This window comes from Ruegeria sp. CDSA141 (genome assembly GCF_059612005.1).
Window position 1 is genome coordinate 261,934 of sequence record NZ_JBXWPT010000002.1, and the last position, 18,734, is coordinate 280,667.

Annotated in this window: 17 protein-coding genes; 7 read left to right on the forward strand and 10 right to left on the reverse strand. The window is 55.1% G+C overall.

Annotation, left to right across the window (positions count from 1 at the left end):
• Positions 1–135 precede the first annotated feature (135 nt).
• The 5 genes from AC2FLP_RS05185 to AC2FLP_RS05205 all read left to right on the forward strand — a co-directional run bounded on the left by AC2FLP_RS05185 (position 136) and on the right by AC2FLP_RS05205 (position 6,378).
• Positions 136–1,236 carry an ABC transporter ATP-binding protein gene (locus AC2FLP_RS05185; protein WP_117869138.1) on the forward strand — a complete coding sequence of 367 codons (1,101 nt, stop codon included), beginning with the start codon at positions 136–138 and terminating at the stop codon, positions 1,234–1,236.
• Between the two features lie 103 nt (positions 1,237–1,339).
• Positions 1,340–2,431: an extracellular solute-binding protein gene (locus AC2FLP_RS05190; protein ID WP_496681954.1), complete on the forward strand. Its 1,092-nt coding sequence runs from the start codon at positions 1,340–1,342 to the stop codon at positions 2,429–2,431.
• Between the two features lie 72 nt (positions 2,432–2,503).
• Entirely contained in the window at positions 2,504–3,778 is a 1,275-nt protein-coding gene (locus tag AC2FLP_RS05195; RefSeq protein WP_496681956.1) for an ABC transporter permease, read from the forward strand.
• 5 nt (positions 3,779–3,783) lie between these two features.
• Positions 3,784–4,995, forward strand: a complete 1,212-nt coding sequence (locus tag AC2FLP_RS05200; protein ID WP_117869135.1) for an ABC transporter permease — start codon at positions 3,784–3,786, stop codon at positions 4,993–4,995.
• Positions 4,996–5,157: 162 nt separating this feature from the next.
• Complete coding sequence (locus AC2FLP_RS05205) at positions 5,158–6,378, forward strand: aminopeptidase P family protein (RefSeq protein WP_117869134.1); 1,221 nt, start codon at positions 5,158–5,160, stop codon at positions 6,376–6,378.
• Between the two features lie 35 nt (positions 6,379–6,413).
• On the opposite strand, the gene speB is transcribed toward AC2FLP_RS05205, so the two are convergent.
• A complete protein-coding gene (gene speB / locus AC2FLP_RS05210; protein ID WP_496681959.1) occupies positions 6,414–7,388 on the reverse strand; it encodes an agmatinase in 975 nt (324 codons plus the stop codon).
• Positions 7,389–7,849: 461 nt separating this feature from the next.
• Here speB and AC2FLP_RS05215 point away from each other — a divergent pair, with 461 nt between their 5' ends.
• Positions 7,850–8,218, forward strand: coding sequence for a group I truncated hemoglobin (locus AC2FLP_RS05215; protein WP_117869132.1), 369 nt, complete (start codon positions 7,850–7,852; stop codon positions 8,216–8,218).
• Positions 8,215–9,273: an adenylate/guanylate cyclase domain-containing protein gene (locus AC2FLP_RS05220; protein ID WP_117869131.1), complete on the forward strand. Its 1,059-nt coding sequence runs from the start codon at positions 8,215–8,217 to the stop codon at positions 9,271–9,273. Before AC2FLP_RS05215 ends, AC2FLP_RS05220 begins: the two co-directional genes overlap by 4 nt.
• Before the next feature lie 6 nt (positions 9,274–9,279).
• Here AC2FLP_RS05220 and AC2FLP_RS05225 read toward each other — a convergent pair whose 3' ends face one another.
• From AC2FLP_RS05225 to guaA, 9 genes are all read right to left on the reverse strand, one after another.
• Entirely contained in the window at positions 9,280–9,894 is a 615-nt protein-coding gene (locus tag AC2FLP_RS05225; RefSeq protein ID WP_496681962.1) for a TetR/AcrR family transcriptional regulator, read from the reverse strand.
• Between the two features lie 113 nt (positions 9,895–10,007).
• A complete protein-coding gene (ppk2, locus tag AC2FLP_RS05230) occupies positions 10,008–10,877 on the reverse strand; it encodes a polyphosphate kinase 2 (RefSeq protein WP_496681965.1) in 870 nt (289 codons plus the stop codon).
• 49 nt (positions 10,878–10,926) lie between these two features.
• Positions 10,927–11,880 (reverse strand): alpha/beta fold hydrolase, encoded by a 954-nt coding sequence (locus AC2FLP_RS05235; protein ID WP_496681967.1) that lies wholly within the window; start codon positions 11,878–11,880, stop codon positions 10,927–10,929.
• Positions 11,870–12,787 carry a homoserine O-acetyltransferase MetA gene (gene metA, locus AC2FLP_RS05240; RefSeq protein ID WP_117869128.1) on the reverse strand — a complete coding sequence of 306 codons (918 nt, stop codon included), beginning with the start codon at positions 12,785–12,787 and terminating at the stop codon, positions 11,870–11,872. The genes AC2FLP_RS05235 and metA overlap by 11 nt, the downstream gene beginning before the upstream one ends.
• 36 nt (positions 12,788–12,823) lie before the next feature.
• Positions 12,824–13,696 carry an ATPase gene (locus AC2FLP_RS05245; protein WP_496681969.1) on the reverse strand — a complete coding sequence of 291 codons (873 nt, stop codon included), beginning with the start codon at positions 13,694–13,696 and terminating at the stop codon, positions 12,824–12,826.
• 47 nt (positions 13,697–13,743) lie between these two features.
• On the reverse strand, positions 13,744–14,640 hold the full coding sequence (locus AC2FLP_RS05250; protein ID WP_496681972.1) for a DMT family transporter: 897 nt from the start codon (positions 14,638–14,640) through the stop codon (positions 13,744–13,746).
• Between the two features lie 101 nt (positions 14,641–14,741).
• Complete coding sequence (locus tag AC2FLP_RS05255; RefSeq protein WP_496681975.1) at positions 14,742–15,881, reverse strand: OmpP1/FadL family transporter; 1,140 nt, start codon at positions 15,879–15,881, stop codon at positions 14,742–14,744.
• Positions 15,882–16,007: 126 nt separating this feature from the next.
• Entirely contained in the window at positions 16,008–16,913 is a 906-nt protein-coding gene (locus AC2FLP_RS05260) for a DMT family transporter (protein WP_496681977.1), read from the reverse strand.
• A 205-nt stretch (positions 16,914–17,118) separates the two neighbouring features.
• On the reverse strand, positions 17,119–18,678 hold the full coding sequence (gene guaA / locus AC2FLP_RS05265; protein ID WP_496681979.1) for a glutamine-hydrolyzing GMP synthase: 1,560 nt from the start codon (positions 18,676–18,678) through the stop codon (positions 17,119–17,121).
• Positions 18,679–18,734 lie beyond the last annotated feature (56 nt).

Genomic DNA, 18,734 nt, shown 5'->3' on the forward strand with positions numbered 1-18,734 from the left:
GTTAAGGTTGAACTCAAAATGCAGAAAGTCCGCCAAATAGAGTTGCCAAATGCTGGCTGCATGGTCTTAACTGCTGCCTACAGATCAATGAAATCCGAAGCTCTCGGATAATCATTTGACGAAACAGGGGGTCTTGTGACCGGTACAACGAACGACGCCGCGTTTGTCGAATTCCAACGCGTTCAGAAGTCTTATGATGGCGAGAATCTCGTCGTTAAAGATCTAAATCTTGCGATGCCCAGGGGTGAGTTCCTTACAATGCTCGGGCCGTCGGGTTCCGGTAAGACAACATGTCTTATGATGCTCGCCGGGTTCGAAACCGCGACCCATGGCGAAATCCTCCTTGACGGGAAACCCATCAACAATATTCCGCCGCATAAGCGCGGAATTGGTATGGTTTTTCAGAACTATGCCCTGTTCCCACACATGACGGTGGCCGAAAACCTTTCGTTCCCTTTGGAGGTCCGCAAACTGGGCAAGTCTGAACGGGAGGAAAAGGTTCAACGTGCTCTGGACATGGTTCAGATGGGTGCGTTTGGCGGCCGACGTCCGGCTCAGTTGTCCGGCGGTCAACAACAGCGAATTGCCTTGGCGCGCGCTTTGGTTTTTGAACCCGAACTGGTGTTGATGGACGAACCTCTGGGCGCTTTGGACAAACAACTGCGTGAGCATATGCAGTTCGAAATCACACGTCTTGCGCATGAACTGGGAATCACCACGGTTTATGTTACCCACGACCAAACCGAAGCATTGACCATGTCGGATCGTGTTGCCGTATTTGACGATGGCCGCATTCAGCAGCTTGCGCCGCCTGATCAGCTCTATGAAGAACCGGAAAACAGCTTCGTTGCGCAGTTCATCGGGGAAAACAACACAATGGAAGGCGTCATTAAGACGATTGATGGCGATACATGCCTCGTCCAGCTGGATGATGGCTCTGAAATTGACGCTGTTCCGATCAATGTTCGCGAACCCGGCGAACGGACAAAAGTATCGATCCGGCCCGAGCGGGTAGAATTCAACAAGGATCGCCTGCACGCCGATGCACATACGCTGAAGGCAACCGTCAAAGAATTCATTTACATGGGTGACGTGTTCCGTTTCCGCATGTCCGTTGCCGGAAATGATGAGTTCATCGTCAAGACCCGGAACGCGCCAGACGCGATCCGCCTGTCCCCGGGGCAGGAGATCGAGATCGGCTGGCTGGCTCAGGATTGTCGTGCGCTCGACGCATAGGCCAAGTCGCGCGGAACAAGCGCGACCTCACTGAGGGACCGGTTGGTGAAAACCCGTGCATCAGCCGACCACACACATAAACGGGAAGAACTGGGAGTAATTCATGAAGACAACCAAAACATTGTTAACAGCAGCGGCACTTGGGGCAGTTGCTGGCGGTGCATTCGCAGAAGAAATGACGATCGTTTCCTGGGGCGGCGCCTATTCCAAATCACAGCTAAAGGCGTACCACGAGCCCTATTCGGAAAAGACAGGTGTCACCATTCTGAATGATGACAGCTCGGCCGAAGCAGTTGCGAAACTGCGCGCGATGAACGAAGCCGGCAACATCACCTGGGATGTGGTTGATGTTGTGGCTGCCGACGCAATTCGTCTTTGTGACGAAGGTCTTGCGCTTGAAATCAACTTTGACGCTCAGCTTGCGTCGGCGCCGGATGGCACGTCTGCCTCCGAGGATTTCGGCGACCTTTTGGTCAGCGACTGCTTTATCCCGCAGATCGTGTATTCAACCACCTTCGGGTACCGTACCGATCTGGTAGGCGATACACCACCGACCGATATCTGCGCTGTGTTCGATCTGGAGACTTACCCCGGCAAGCGCTCGTTGGAAAAACGCCCGATCAACAATATGGAATGGGCCCTGTTGTGCGATGGCGTCGCAAAGGACGATGTCTATGACGTTCTGGCCACTCCGGAAGGACAGGATCAGGCGCTGGCCAAGCTCGACACGATCAAAGACAGCGTTGTCTGGTGGTCCGCGGGTGCTGACACGCCGCAGCTGCTGGCCGACGGAGAGGTTGTCATGGGTTCAACCTATAACGGCCGTCTGTTCAGCGTGATCGAAGAGCAGAAGCAACCCGTCGCCATGCTTTGGGACGCACAGGTGTTCGATCTGGATGGATGGATCATCCCTGCCGGCCTGAGTGAAGAGCGTCAGCAGCGGGCGCTGGACTACATCATGTTCGCGACCGACACCCAGCGTCTTGCGGATCAGGCCAAGTACATCTCGTATGGTCCGGCACGCGCATCGTCGGCTCCGCTGGTTGGGCAGCATGCCGAACTGGGTATCGACATGGCGCCGCACATGCCGACCGATCCGGAAAACGCCAAGAACACGTTCCTGTACAACTACGAGTTCTGGGCGGACTACCGTGACGACATCGACGCCAAATTCCAGGCGTGGTTGGCGCAATAAGCCAGTTTTGAATTGGTGACACTGTCAGGGGCGGGAAACTGCCCCTGACCCAAGAAAAGCCAAGGGGCAACAATGACTGACGTCACCCAAAACGCGGGCCCAATGTTGGCCGCTGATGGAACACCGCTTAAGCAGTCGCTGGCGCGCTCGCTGCGAAGGCAAAAGCTCCGGGCGTTGATGTTGATTGCGCCGCTTCTTCTTTTTGTCCTGTTTTCATTCATCGTTCCCATCGCATCGATGCTGTTCCGGTCCGTTGAAAACAGCATCGTGTCCGACACACTTCCCTTGACCGTTGAAGCTCTGAACAATTGGGACGAGCAGTCGGGAGAGTTGCCGGGAGAGGATGTATACGACGCCTTTGTCCGCGACATGATTGTTGCGATTGAAAACAAACAGCACACGAGACTCGGATCGCGTTTGAACTACGAAGAGACTGGCATGTCTTCGATGTTCCGCAAATCCGGGCGTCAGATCAAAAAACTGGATCCTGAAGCAGATGCGCCTTTCAAGGAAAAACTGATCGAGATCCATGAGGGCTGGGGAGATCCGCAAACCTGGCGCGTGATCAAGACCCATTCACCGGCGATCACCAATGGCTACTTCCTGAACGCCGTCGATATGCGCAGAACCCCGGAAGGCGCGCAGGCCCAACCCGAAGACAAGCGGATCCTCATCAAGCTTTTCGGGCGTACTCTGTTCATGTCGCTCGTGATAACGGGCGCTTGTATCCTGCTCGCATACCCTGTCAGTTACCTATTGGCGACACTTCCGATGCGGGTGTCGAACCTGTTGATGATACTGGTTCTTTTGCCCTTCTGGACGTCTCTTCTGGTGCGAACGTCCGCGTGGAAGGTCATGTTGCAACAACAGGGGGTTATTAACGATACCCTCGTTTGGCTGGGGCTGGTCGCTGATGACGCTCGGCTGATTATAATTAACAACCAGATCGGCACCATCATCGCGATGACGCATATCCTTCTGCCGTTCATGATCTTGCCGATGTATTCGGTGATGCAGACCATACCGCCGTCTTATACGCGCGCTGCCAAATCCATGGGAGCGACGAACTGGACGACATTCTGGCGTATCTACTTCCCGCAATCCGTGCCCGGGATCGGGGCCGGTTCGATCCTCGTGTTCATTCTGGCAATCGGTTACTACATCACGCCCGAGATCGTGGGCGGCACCAAGGGTGTCTTTATTTCGAACCGGATCGCCTATCACATCTCGTCCTCACTGAACTGGGGGCTGGCTGCGGCCTTGGGTACGATCCTTCTGGCGGTCGTGCTGCTGCTCTACTGGGTCTACGACAAGATCGTGGGCATCGATAACGTGAAGTTGGGATAATCAAGATGGCCGCACTGACACCGATATCCCGCAAACCCATGTCCATGGTTTTGCCCAGTGTCGCACTCGCAGGGGCTTTTGCCGGTATTTTTGTCGGGGCCGGAAATGGTTCGGTCCTTCTGGGTATCTTGGGTGGAGCTGTCCTGATCGCGGGGCTGGCTTGGGTCTACATAAATCTCGTGAAGAACGAAAACCTCGCACGCTGGATCAACATCATCGGGTTCGGTGTCGTTGGTTTCATAGTGGCCGGGCTGATGGGCGGAGTATTGGGATTGCTCGGCGGCTGGTTTTTCGCCTGGTTTATCTTCTGGTTGTACGAGGGGCGGTATCGGCGCAAGCTGCTGCCATACCTCACGGCACAACAGGTTTTTTATCACTATCTGTTTCGCGTGATCTGTGGTGCGATCTTCGTGTTCCTGATCACACCGATCCTTGTGGTGTTGCCGCTGTCTTTCAACGCAGAGGATTTCTTTACATTCACCCCCGAGATGCTGCGGCTGGACCCGGAAGGCTATTCCCTTAAGCACTACCGAGACTTCTTCACCAACAACGAATGGCAGCGCAGCTTCAAGAATTCGCTCATCATTGCGCCGATCGCGACGGTTATTTCGGTAACGTTGGGAACACTGGCTGCCATTGGACTCAGCCAGTCTCACGTTCCCGGGCGCCGTGCGATTATGGGAATTCTGATATCTCCGATGATTGTCCCGCTGATCATCTCGGCGACGGGCATGTTCTTTTTCTACAGTGATATCGGGCGCTTCCTCGAAGGTACGTTGGGCATGAACAAGAATTTCGTGGGCTATCTGAAAGTTATTCTGGCCCACGCCGTTCTGGGTATTCCGTTTGTGATCATCACCGTGACCGCGACTCTGGTCGGTTTTGATCGGTCTCTGACCCGGGCGGCAGCCAATATGGGTGCTGGACCCGTGCGAACCTTCTTCAAGATTCAGATGCCGTTGATCCTGCCGGGCGTCATATCTGGCGGTCTCTTTGCCTTTATCACATCATTCGACGAAGTGGTTGTGGTGCTGTTTGTAGGCTCCGCCAGCCAAAAGACGTTGCCGTGGCAGATGTTCACCGGCCTGCGGGAACAGATCAGTCCAACCATTCTTGCGGTTGCGACAATCCTTGTGGTTCTGTCTATTGCTTTGCTGACTACGGTCGAACTGTTGCGGCGTCGGTCTGAACGTTTGCGGGGTCTTTCGCCCGCTTGACGCAGCAAACCGTCTGATCTAACGATTCACCTGTTCATCTCCGCTGCGATGGCGTCGCGGCGACTACGGAGGTGATCGGCTCTCGGACCCCGAGACCGCCTGTCCTGAACGCCGGGACAAGTGGCCGGGAGTTGCATGCCCGGCAAAGATGAGAGACCAGAGATGACTGACATTTCAAACCGCCCCGAGTTCTTCACGTGCCACAATGGTGACAAGGCCCCGTTGCAGTTCAGCAAAGCCGAGTATGACCGCCGTCTTGGCAAGCTTCGCGCGATCATGGCCAGGAGGGATATCCCAGTGGTGCTGCTGACGTCGATGCAGAATATCGCCTATTACTCAGGCTTTCTGTACTGTGCGTTCGGGCGCCCCTATGGCTGCGTTGTGACCCAGGACAGCTGCACCACCGTGTCCGCCAATATTGATGCCGGACAACCTTGGCGCCGGTCGGTTGAAGACAACGTGATTTATACCGACTGGAAGCGCGACAACTACTGGCGTGCAGTTGCGAGCCTGATCGGCAATGCAAAACGGATCGGTATCGAAGGCGACCACATGACGCTGGCGGCGCGCGACACAGCGCTGAGCATGCTTGGCGAGCCTGAATTGGTTGACATCGCGACGGACACCATGGCCGCGCGGATGATCAAATCCGCTGAAGAAATCGAATTGATCAAGGGCGGTGCCCGTACTGCCGACGTGGGTGGTGCTGCGATCCATGCCGCAATCCGCGAAGGCGCAACCGAGATCGAGGTTGCAATGGCCGGCCGAGACGCGATGGAAGTGGAAATCGCGCGTGCCTATCCTGATGCCGAATATCGCGACACCTGGGTTTGGTTCCAATCGGGTTTGAACACCGACGGCGCGCATAACCCGGTCACCAAACGCGCACTACAAAAAGGCGATATCCTGTCACTGAACACCTTTCCGATGATCTCGGGCTATTATACCGCCTTGGAACGGACCCTGTTTCTGGGCGAGCCGGATGCCGACAGCCTGCGGCTGTGGAAGGCCAATGTGGCCGCGCATGAACTTGGCCTCAGCCTGATCAAACCCGGTGCCACCTGTTCCGGTATCACAGCCGAGATCAACCGGTTCTTTGCCGACGAAGGCCTGCTGCAATACCGGTCCTTCGGCTATGGCCACTCGTTTGGTGTTCTTAGCCATTACTATGGTCGCGAAGCCGGTCTGGAGCTCCGCGAAGACATCGACACCGCGCTGGAACCCGGCATGGTGGTCTCGATCGAGCCGATGCTGTGGATCCCTGAAGGCCAGCCCGGTGCGGGCGGCTACAGAGAGCATGATATTCTGGTAGTGGGTGAAGACGGAGCCGAAAACATCACCGGATTCCCCTACGGGCCGGGTCACAACATTATCGGCGCCTGATGCTTTGGGGTGGAGCCTCGGCTCCACCCGCTATTTTACGTGTGTAGAGCGCGTTCGTGAAATATGAAGCCCAGAAAATTCAGCAGAAGCTGCGCTGCCAGTATCTGAGTGCTTTCAGTGGGATCGTAGGCAGGGGCCACTTCGACAAGATCGATGCCGACCACGTCACCTCTTTTCGCGAGCCCCTGAAGGATCTCCAGAACGTCATAGTACAGAAACCCTCCGTGGCTTGGAGTTCCGGTCCCTGGTGCGATCGATGGACAAAATGCATCGATATCAATAGTCACGTAGTACCGTTTTCCCGCGGGTATGCGGTCAAGAACAGCCTCTGTTCCAAGTCTGCGAACCTGCCGTACCGACAGGATATCCGATCCGCGCGCACGCGCGTCGTCATACCCTTCCTTGGACGTGGACGAAACGTTTCGAATACCCAACTGGGTCATCCCTGAAACATAGACCTTCTCGATCGCGCGGCGCATGGGGTTTCCGTGCCCGTTGGTAACGCCATGACGTTCATCGACAAAGTCCAAATGCGCATCGATTTGAACGACATGTATTGGGCCGTTTTCAGCGCAGTTGCTTTCGAATGCAGAAATGCAGGGGATGTTGACCGAGTGATCACCGCCAATCACCAGCGGAAGGGCTCCGGCCTCTAGAATCTTTCGCACACCAAAGGCTATGTTCTTGTGGCTGGTCTCGGTCTTGGTGTGGACAATATCCGCGTCCCCCAGGTCGACGATCCGAACCGAGTTGTCCAGATAGGTCGCGTCATCCTCATGATCATAGGCGCCAGCATGGCCGAAACTGAAAAGGGTCGATGCATCTCGAACGGCCCGGGGACCAAACCGAGCACCCGGGCGCCACTGCGTGCCAAAGTCGAAGGGCGCGCCGAGGACGCAAACATCGGCATCAATTCTGTCCCAGTTTTCGATGTATGGAGATTTTCCGAAGGTCGATATTCCGACGAAAGGTAGATTTAGGCGCCCAGACGCATATCCATGTTCCTGCACTTTCGGTCCTTTCGATGGTTGTGCCTAATTTTCTTCATGTGAACATGAGGACACGCTGTATTGGAACACAATTCTCTTTGAGCGACAGGTTCCGGGGGCTTATCAGGCGAAAATGTCTTCCGGAGGGGTGGGCTGGCTTGCGTCCAAGGTTCACCCAGACCAGTCCATTGGAGCACTTCAGGATTAGCCAAGAGATATTCCCGTTGGTGGTGTGCAATTCATTTCTTTCCCGTTTTCACATTCAAAAAATAGCTAATGCCGCTTGAACGTCGGATCGAGGTCAGGCCAGAAACGGTACGTTTGTGGTGGAACAGGTTCGGCACCAGCGAAGCTTTGGTGGTTTTTCCAGTACAACAAGACGGTTTTTGATCGTTCCCTGTTAGAAAATCATAAGCGTTAACAAAAAAATCGATTTGATATAGAGTTGTGGGGTTATTGATTGGTAACGCGCGGGTATACGTGTGGCACAGACACTTTATGAAAAATATGGCGGCTTCAAAACGATCAGCCGAGTCGTGATGACTTTCTATGAAATGGCGTTGGACTCGGATGAGATCGGCCACCATTTCGAAGACATTGATATGCCGCGTTTGATCGACCATCAAACCAAGTTCGTTTCGTCCTTGATTGGCGGGCCGGCATCTTTCAGTGATGACAGGATCGAAGTGGTTCATCGGCATTTGAACATATCACACAATGAATTCGACGTCATGGCCGAGCTCTTTGGCGACGCGCTGAGTCAGCATGGTATGTCGGACGGCGACGTCAAAACTGCGCTGAAGGCGATCGAAGGAAAGCGTTCGATCATCGTCGCCCGGAATGCGGCATGAGCATTCTTGCTATAAACGAACAATTGCTGCGCGCGATCGGAGTGGGCGTCGCCGTAGTACGTGCATCCGACCTGCAGTTCGTGTTTCACAACGGGCCCTTCAGGGAATGGTTCGGTACACCTGACAATGGCAGTACCCTAAGCGACGTTCTTTCTGATCTCGACCCGAAGGAACTGGAGGATGTGAAGCAATCTGGCCTTCGGTACTCGGTCGAATTGCAGATCAAACCAAAGCGAAGGACACTGATTTTTGCGGTCACAGTCTCGCTGGCCAGCGGGTTGTCCGAACAGGTGCTGATTGTTGAATGTCAGAACATCACCCGCATTCGGGAGTTGGAAAGCATGATTGACAGCTATTCCACCATGGTCGAGCGAAATACCCGAGAGCTTGAGCGCGAAAAGGAGAGGGTGGAACGCCTGTTGCTGAACCTGATGCCGCGAGCGGTGTATGAAGAGTTCAAGACGTTTGGCGTTGTCACACCGCAGCTGTATCAGCAGGTTTCGGTGGTGATGCTGGATTTTGTCGGGTTCACGGATTTCGCGGCCAAGACCGACCCGACAGTGACCTTGAGTGAGTTGAACGACATCTTCACGGCATTTGACCGGATCGTCGAACAATTCGGGTGTGAGCGGATCAAGACGATTGGCGATGCCTATCTGGCCGTGTCGGGCATGCCCGATCCCACACCGGATCATGCGACCGCAGTGGCGCATTGCGCGGTAAGGTTTCTCCGCTATCTCGAGCGCCGCAACGAAAGCCATCCGCATAAGTGGCAGGCCCGGATCGGATTGGGTATGGGTGCGGCTGTAGGATCGGTCGTGGGCATTCAGAAATATGTCTATGACGTGTTTGGCCCTGCCGTGAACATCGCATCCCGGTTGCAGGTCTTTGCCAACCCCATGAATATCGTGGCCCCGGAAGAGATGAAATATGCTCTGATCGACGAGTTTCAGGTCTCGGATCTGGGGTGCGTTGATATCAAGGGGATGGGTGAGATGGATCTGATCAATGTGACATCAGGTTTGAGTATGCCGCAGAGCAGTCGTTCATTCTGACTGGCGTCATTCGTCCTGAGGGATCAGACCCAAACCGCGCAGATAAATACCGATACCGCTTTCCAACAAGTCCTCGGGGGGGAAAGGCGAAGTTGCGCCGGTATTTCGGGCATACAGCTCGACGACCCCGTGGCTCATCGCCCAGATATGCGCGCTGAACATCGAGGCAGGCGGGCGCTTTTCCGGTGGAATATGCTGGGACAGGTCAGCGGCCGCTTGCTCAAGAACAGACTTCGCCCGATTGGCTGCCAGGGACAATTCAGGCGTGCGGTTCAGGGATATTCCACTTTCGAACATGGCGATGTAATGCCCGGGATTCTTGCGTGCAAAGGCCAGATAAGCACGCCCCGTTGCTTCAAAAGCCGCAAGGGATGAAGGCTGTCCTTCGTCGTAGGCGTATTGCATCAAGTCTGCGAACATCTCAAACCCCTGCCTTGCGGCTTCGGCAATCAGGTCCTCGCGCCCTTGAAAATGACGATAGACGGCGGCAGGCGTGACACCGGCAGTTTTTGCGGCCTCGGACAGCGTGAAACCGGTCGGGCCCTTGTCTTCGATCAGGGACAAGGCTGCCTCGATCAGGGCTTGCTTCAGGTTTCCGTGGTGATAACCGCGTTTCGTCATCCCGGCCTCAGTTGCATTGATTGGGTGTTGGAAGACAAGGACATAGACCACCGATGCATTGTCGTCCAATACATGATCGTGAAGGCATCGACAGGGCAGGGCAGAGCGACAATTTATGCCTCCCACACGTCCGGGCCACCGCAGATACGGGCATCAACCTCGCCGATACTCTTCTTGTCCTTCTCTTCATAGTCCAAGGCATGCAGAACCGTTCGGATGGCCGCAAGGCGCGCACGTTTTTTGTCGTCAGAACGGACAATTGTCCACGGGCAGGCATCAGAATGCGATCGGGTCAGGGTTTCCGAGATCGACTGCGTGTATTCGTCCCATTTGTTCAGCCCTGCCACGTCGATCGCGCTGAGCTTCCATTGCTTCAAAGGGTCGTTTTCGCGCGCCAGAAAACGGTTCAGCTGTTCTGCACGCCCGACATTAAGCCAGAATTTAGAAAAATGGATGCCGTCATTCACCAGACCGGTTTCAAGCGGCAGGACCTGTCGGAAGAACCGCTCACGCTGCTCCTGTGAACAGAAGCCAAAGACATTCTCGACGACGCCTCGATTGTACCAACTGCGATCAAAGAACACGATCTCTCCGGCGGCGGGCAGATGCAGGATGTAGCGCTGGAAATACCACTGGCTGCGTTCGGCGTCTGATGGTTTGGCCAGCGCAACGTTGCGCGCGCCGCGGGGGTTCAGGTTTTCACGAAACCGCTTGATGGTGCCACCTTTGCCCGCGGCATCGCGGCCTTCGAAAATGATGGCTACCCGTTGATCGGTTTCCTTGACCCAGGATTGCATTTTGACCAATTCAATCTGGAGCAGGTCCATCTGCTCATCATAATCCTTGGACTTCATTTTTTCAGAATACGGGTAGGTCGGGTTCAGAATATCGCCCTTTTTCGCGTTTTGAATCTCTTCCCGTACAGATTTGGGCGCGTCTTTCCGAAAATACTTCTCGATGGAGCCTTTTCCTGACCGGGCCATATGTCACCTCGCGATAAAATCCATATCTGACTATGGATTAGAGCTTGGGTTAACGCAAACCCGCTCGCTGCGCCGCGCGATCTATCGCGGCGGCAACTTCGGGTGCTGCGACCACCTGTGGCATATGACCGACACCCGGTAACTCGATCAACTCGGCCCCGGGGATTTGTTCGATCAGACGTTCAGAATGCCATTCTAGACCAACGGTATCGTCGGCCGTTCCGTGAATGATTTCGGTCGGTACGGAAATCTCGCCATATCTGGGTTGCAGGCGGGTGACTTCGTCCAGCAGGTTGGCGCGTTGCTTGGCATTTGCATGCATCGAGCCGCGCCGGATCGTCAGCCCTGGCCCAAAGTGCTCGGCATAGCCTTCCGGCGCCGTTTGCGGTGCAAACACCTTGTCCAACGCCTGTGTTACGTACCATTCGGGCACGAAAGAGCTGATCAGGGGCAAGGCCAGCGCATTGCCCGACGTGGTTGACGCAAGCCGGTTGAACCCATCCAAAGGCGTTTCCCACGGGATAGCGGCCGGAGCTATCAGAACCAGAGCCGAGATATTCTCGGGTCGGGTCACGGCCCAGGCCAGCGAGACAGATCCGCCATAGCTCTGCCCGGCCACGATGGGCTTTTCCGCCCCAAGCTGAGCCGCCGCCTGTTGCAGGATATCCGCCTGTTCAATGAGGGTTTCACCATTCGGATTGAAGCTTTCGGAATAGCCCAACCCCGGTCGGTCAAAAACGATCACGCGGTATGACTTGGCCAGAATAGGGGCCAGCGCAAAGGTCATATCGCGCGTGTTCCCGCTGGAACCATGGATCAGAACGACATCAGGACCGTCCCCCATGACCACGGCGTGCACGGCGAGGCCGCCTACATCCAGAATCTGACCTTCGGGTGGGTAAGCCGCCTCGGCCAGCGCTTCGTTCCGGGCGCTGCGCCAGGTTGTCAGTATGACAAGGCCCAGAACGGCCAGGCCAAGGAATATCAGGACTTTAGTGGCCAATTTTTGTCATGTTGAAAGGCGTGGATTGATAGATTTCGTTGATCCAGTTGCCGTACAGCAGATGTGCATGACTGCGCCACCGGTTCTGCGGCGTGTTGGATGGATCATCGTCGGGATAGTAGTTGATAGGTACGTTGATAGGCGTGCCGTTGCTGACGTCCCGATCATATTCCTGTTTCAGCGTGTCACTGTCATATTCGAAGTGATTAAAGATATACAACGCGCGATGGCCGGGATCTTCGACCAGACAGGGGCCGACATCGTCGCTGCCCAACAGGGTTCTCAGCCCGGGTGCGCGATCGATTTCATCCTGTTTCATTTCCGTCCATCGGCTGACCGGAATGACGCAGTCATCCGAGAAACCGCGCAAGAACGGAGACGCCAGATCCAGGTTGCGATGCCGGAAACAACCAAAGGCTTTTGCGTCCAGCATGTGCTTTTTGACACCGTGAAAATGGTTGATCATCGCCATCCCGCCCCAACACACACCAAAGGTGGAATGCACGTTGGTTTGAGTCCAGTCGAAGATCTCGCTGATTTCATCCCAATAGGTGACATCACAAAATTCCAGATGTTCGATCGGGGCGCCGGTAATGATCAGACCGTCGAACTTCTGATCTTTGATCTCCTGAAAGGGACGATAGAACTCGGACATATGCTCGGCGGCGGTGGTTTTGGTCCGGTGTTCAGTCATGCGGATCAAAGACAGATCGATCTGCAATGGAGTTGCCCCGATCAGACGCGCGAACTGGTTTTCGGTCTGGATTTTCTTGGGCATCAGGTTCAGCAAGCCGATGCGCAGTGGGCGGATGTCCTGACGCATTGCCTGATCTTCGTCCATGACCATGACGCCCTCTTTGGTCAGGACGTCAAAAGCAGGCAGATCTGAAGGGATTTTGATGGGCATATGTCAGGCTTCTAAGGGATTAGTGAAAACTGGTAGTTAGGCGTTTTTGTGCCTGGTCTCAAGGGTGTGTTCGATCAACTCATCGAAATCGGCGGCGTCGCGGATTTTGCCGATGTCATTGGCTGCAATCGTCACGCCCCAGTTATTCGCCATGGCTTCGTAGCGCGGCTGACGGTGCGCCAAGGCCTGCGCATAGGTCCAACGGACGAAATCATCGGGATTCATATCGGTTTCCGAACATCCGTGTTGTTCCAGATAGTCTGTCCAGGCTCTGGTCAGGAATTCGGCCTGATAGGACATGGGCTTAGGGGCTTTGTCAAAACGACGTACAAGCTCTGCCGTGTGTTCCTCATCCCCCTTCAGCCAGATCATCAGGGTGTGTTGCGAAAGCTCGGACAGTACCCGGTCGTTCGGATCTTCGGGGTCCACCCACTCGCAGATCGATCCGCCGGTGTCGCAGATGAAATGGGGGTATTTGTACAGACGCTCGGCGCGGTCGATGAAATACTCGGTATCCAGCAGAGCGTGTATTTCGGCCAGTCGAAACTGTTCTTGCCTGCGTCGGTATTCCGGCATTTCCAATCCGCCAAGGGCAGGGTTGCCCGGTTTGCCCAGATAGGCTGCGACCGGAGTCAGGTTTGCGAACGAGATATTGGAGCCGATATAAATTGAATCCGACAGTAGCAGGTCACGCAAGAACGGGACTTTCATCGCCTCGGCCTTTGCGTTGTCGGTAATGTATTCGCCCATGTACCGGGTGCCGATGCGATAGTCGATCGAGTAGTGAAACCAGTTCCCTGAGCCGCGAAGAATGTTCGAGACATAGGTCTTACCCAGACCGGACATGCCAAAGAACAGCACCTTCTTGCGGCGTGCCGTGCGCCAGTCTTTGGCTGTGTTATAGATCATCTTGTGCTGTCCCTTTTTGCCTTTGCTAAATCGGGCAGAGCACGGCGTCAATCGTGGCGGCCAGCTCGGTTCAATACCAGAAGACCCATGGCAAGGATAACAAAGCCGAAATAGGCATTCGACGGCAGCGCTTCGTTTCGCAGAATCGCGCCAAGCACGATGGCGACAGGAGGGATAACAAGCGTCACCAGCATCAGGTTGCCGCTGCCCGCCATCGCCAGGACTCGATAATACAAAAGGTATGCCCCCGCTGTTGCCACAATGGCGTAATACCCAATCGCAGCCCAGGTGACCGCGGGCAGAGCAAGCGTTGGCACCCCGTCCGTCATGAGCGTCAGGGGCAGGATTAGTAGGGTCGAGCCGGTCAGCATTCCAGCGGCCGCGACGACGGGGTGAAGGTCAGACAGATGATACCGCGCCCAAGCCGCGGCAAAAGCATACGAGAGCGTTCCGGCCAACACGGCAAGCTGGGCTGTGTTTTGCAAGCTGAAAGACGTGAAGGTCTGAATTCCGATGATGATTGAGACACCGAGAAAACCTAGAAAAACGCCGATCACCCGGGCTTGTGTCAAACGCTCATCTTTGAAAAACAGCGCCGCAACGAGAACACCAAAGATGGCCGTGGTCGCGTTCAGAATAGCGGTCAGGCCAGAGTCGATGTAAAGCTGACCCCATGCCATCAAGCTGAATGGGATGACATTGTTCAGCAACCCCATGATCAGGAATGCACCCCAGATGCGGGGTGAGCGGGGCAGGGAAAGTCCCTTGGCCCAAGCTACCAGCCAAAGCACCAGCATCGCCCAGAACGTGCGGTGCAAAACCGATGTCATAACGGGAATGGAATCCAGGGCGATCCGAATGGCCACAAAGGATGCGCCCCAAATGACAGCCAGAAAAATGAGTTCGGCCCAGGCGCGCTGAGAAAGGTGTTTTTGCGTGTTCATGGCCGTACACTCGCATTCAGCAGACGGAACCGCGACCCGAAACCTGCGCAAAAAAAAGGCTCCGCTGAAACAGCGGAGCCTTGAGGATAATCATCTTTGGATTAGTTCAGCGCGTATGTAATCTGGAAGCCTACGCTCCAGGCGCTGTTGCCAGTGAACGTTCCGCGTGCATTCGGGCCAGCGCCATTAGATGTCGCATCACCGATGTCGGTGTAGCGAACACCGCCGGAAATCTTCGCATTCTCCAGCGAGTACGTTCCGCCCAGACCAATGCTCCAGAACCCGTCGGTCGGGCCGAGGTTTGATACAGGAGTGCCCTGGGAAGTCTCGTAGCCCAACGTCACAGCGCCACTGAACTCTTCCGAGAACTGGTACCCCATGCCCAACGAATACGTGAAGGTAGAATCAGCGTAGTCAACAAGGTTGCTGGTGGGTGGGTAGTTTGGCGGGTTGTAGACGAGCTGTGGCCAGTCAACCCAGCGGATTGAACCGAACAGAAGCGTCTTTGGTGCTACACCTGTTTGAAAGTCAAGATTGATCGACTGGGGTGTTTCAATTTCACTCGAAGAGTTAACGGGCAAACCCCCAGTCAAAGCACTGGATTCTGTCTGAGAAAGATCGTGTGAAATCTTCGAGTTATAGGTAAGCGCAACTCTGGCAGCGATCTCAGGTTTTTCCCAAGCCACACCAACAACGTACCCAAATGCAACGTCCGCGTCGGTATCAACGTTATACCCGGCAGCAAGCGGTACGGTAATATTAGCCGTAACACGCTGTGCGCGAACACCACCAATCGCACTGAAGCCACCGTCGAATTTGTACCTCAGCAAAGCTGTAATCGCGTCTGTGTCAGCGGTTGCCTGCAAGACGCGGGGGTCTGACGGATTAGTCGGGTTGATCGATAGCGGAAAGGCTGCTGCGTACTGGATATCGGCACCAAAGGGCTGATCATACATGATCGCGAAATCGAGTTTTTCAGTCAGTGACGTTTTGTAGCCCAGATGCGGTGTGAAAAAGTCGTTCGCGACCTCACCGGAATCGACCGGTTGCCCAATGTTTGGTCCAGCCAAAGCTGGCATGGTGCCCGTTACGCTGGGGTTGGTGTATCCCAACCGAAACTGAACCACTGATCCTTCTTCGAAGATCAGGTTTACGCCCTGACCACTGCGGTCCAGTCCGCCTGCGTATCCTGCCGTCGCTCCAGCACACAAAGCGCAGGTCGCGAGTAGTGTTTTTTTCATTCTGTCCTCCCTAACAATCTCCCGCGGGTTTCAATGGCGTTTAGCTGAGTGTGACGAACGCCTATCCCGTGTATGATGAGCGATACTCTCTTTTTGGTTACTTTAAGGTCAACTGGTGACGGTGCGTTACGTATTGCGACTAGTGTTTTCAACTGTTGCTAAACTGTTACGACTTTCGGACCAGATATTCAGGAAAATACCGGAAAAGATGACTGCGGCACCTATCAGGACCCAATGGTCGATGGGTTCGTGGTAAAGGATCATTCCGACCACTGCGATCGTAGGAAGCCTTGCAAAATCAAATGGGATCACAACTGTCGCCGGGGCGATGGCAAGAGCGTTGGTTATGCAGAAATGGGCCAACAGACCGGCCAGCCCAACCAGAATCAAAAAGGGTGCGCTTTGCGCTGTGGGCAAGGAAATCTGTCCATCAAAACCTGCAGCGATGGCCCCAAGAACGGCCTGCATGGTCGTAAGCCAGAAAACGATGCAGCCGATACTGGCAAAACGTGTGAGTTTTTTGGTCGAAATCGTTGTAAATGCGAAGAAAATCGCAGACGCAGCTGCGGTCACAAGGCCGGGGCTCAAGGGCGCCATACCAGGGCGCGTAACAATCAGAACGCCGGCAAAACCAATAAGCGCTGCCGTCATCTTAAGCGCAGTAAGGCGTTCGTTCAAAAGAAGTGGCGACAGCAGAATCACCCAAAGCGGCTGGGTGAATTCCAATGCGAACACCTGCGCCAAAGGCGCAACAGCGACCGCATAGAACCAAAGATTCTGCCCTGTGAAATGCAGGGTGTTTCGCAGGGCGTGCAAACCCAAGCGTTGCGTGGAAACCTGAACCCAACCGCCTGTGGCAGTCAGTACGAGGGCGACAACAACAAACCCTACCAGGCTTCGGTACATCATGATCTCGAACGTGTCGTGCACGACGCTCAGTTCGCGACCAGCAACCGCCATCGAGGAGAAGGACGCAATGGCTCCAGTCATCCACAAGGCGGCCTTGAACGTGTCTTTTTGTGTCTGATTCACGTGCCACACCCCGACCTGGTCGCGCGGTCACGGCCCCGGTGTCGGGGCCTTCGCTACGCGATCAAAAAGATTGAATTCGTTGAATCATTGAAACGCTTATGAAGCGTCAGGTTCAAGGTCGCGTCCAACTTTTTCAAACACGGCTTGGAAGGAATTCCTCGGATAGGGTCGTTTTTGGCGTCGAACGCGGTGTTGTTTTGCCGGATCATTCCCACTCGATGGTCCCGGGCGGTTTCGAGGTGATGTCATATGTGCATCGGTTGATACCCTTGACCTCGTTGATGATCCGGGTCGCCGTTTCGCCAAGGAACTCGTGGCTGAACGGGTAATAGTCCGCCGTCATTCCATCGACCGAAGTCACGGCCCGCAACGCACAGGCGTAATCATAGGTGCGGCCATCGCCCATCACGCCCACTGTGCGGACGGGAAGGATGGCAACAAAAGCCTGCCAGATGTCATCATAGAGCCCGTGCTTGCGGATCTGATCGATGTAAATTGCGTCAGCCTCGCGCAGGATTTCCAGTTTTTCGCGGGTGATCTCGCCGGGGCAGCGAATGGCCAGACCCGGTCCGGGGAAGGGGTGGCGCCCGATGAAGCTCTGCGGCAGACCAAGTTCTCGGCCCAGTGCGCGGACTTCGTCCTTGAACAATTCACGCAGTGGTTCGACCAGTTTCAGGCCCATCTTTTCCGGCAGGCCGCCCACGTTGTGATGGGACTTGATCGTTACAGAAGGCCCGCCCGAGAACGACACTGATTCGATCACATCGGGATAGAGAGTGCCCTGAGCCAGGAATTCGGCGCCGTCGATGGTATCGGCGTGCTTCTGGAACACGTCGATGAACAGTTTTCCGATGATCTTGCGCTTGGTCTCGGGGTCGTTCTGACCTTCCAATTCCCCAAGAAACAGCTCGGATTCGTCTGCGTGGATCAACTGAATGTTGTAGTTGTCGCGGAACATGCCGACGACTTCTTCGGCCTCATTCTTGCGCAGCAGCCCGTGATCGACGAACACGCAGGTCAGTTGATCCCCGATTGCTTCGTGAATAAGGATCGCGGCAACCGAGCTGTCGACGCCGCCGGACAATCCGCAAATGACCTTCTTGTCTCCGACTTGTTCGCGGATCTTGCGGATCATGTCTTCGCGATAAGCGCCCATGGTCCAGTCACCCTTGAACCCGGCCAGCTTAACGAAGTTTTCATACAGTTTCGCGCCCTTGGGCGTATGGTGTACCTCGGGGTGAAACTGCACGGCATAGAAGTGCCGCGATGGATCAGCCGTGATCGCATAAGGTGCGTTGGGCGAGGTTCCAAATACCTCAAACCCCGGTGCGATTTCACTGACATGGTCGCCGTGGCTCATCCAGACTTGTTCATCGCCGTCCGCGAACCAGCCCTCCAGGATATCCAGTTTGTCTTTCGACGTAACAAAGGCCCGACCAAACTCGGCTGTGCCATGGCCGCTTTCGACTTTGCCGCCAAGCTGATGCATCATCACCTGCTGGCCATAGCAGATGCCCAGGATCGGAACTCCATAATCAAAAATCTCTTGCGGAGCACGGGGCGAGCCCTCGCGCGTCACGCTGTCCGGACCGCCCGAGAAAATCACGGCGCGCGGCGCCATTTCCCGCACGAATTCCATCGTGACATTCTGGTAAGGGTGAATTTCACAATAGACATTCAACTCGCGCAGGCGGCGGGCGATAAGCTGCGTAACCTGGCTGCCGAAGTCGATGATCAGAAGGCGGTCGTGGGATGTCTGGGTCATAACCGGCTCATAAGTTGCAAGCCTTGCATGTGCAAGCGGTATGGCATCATTTGATA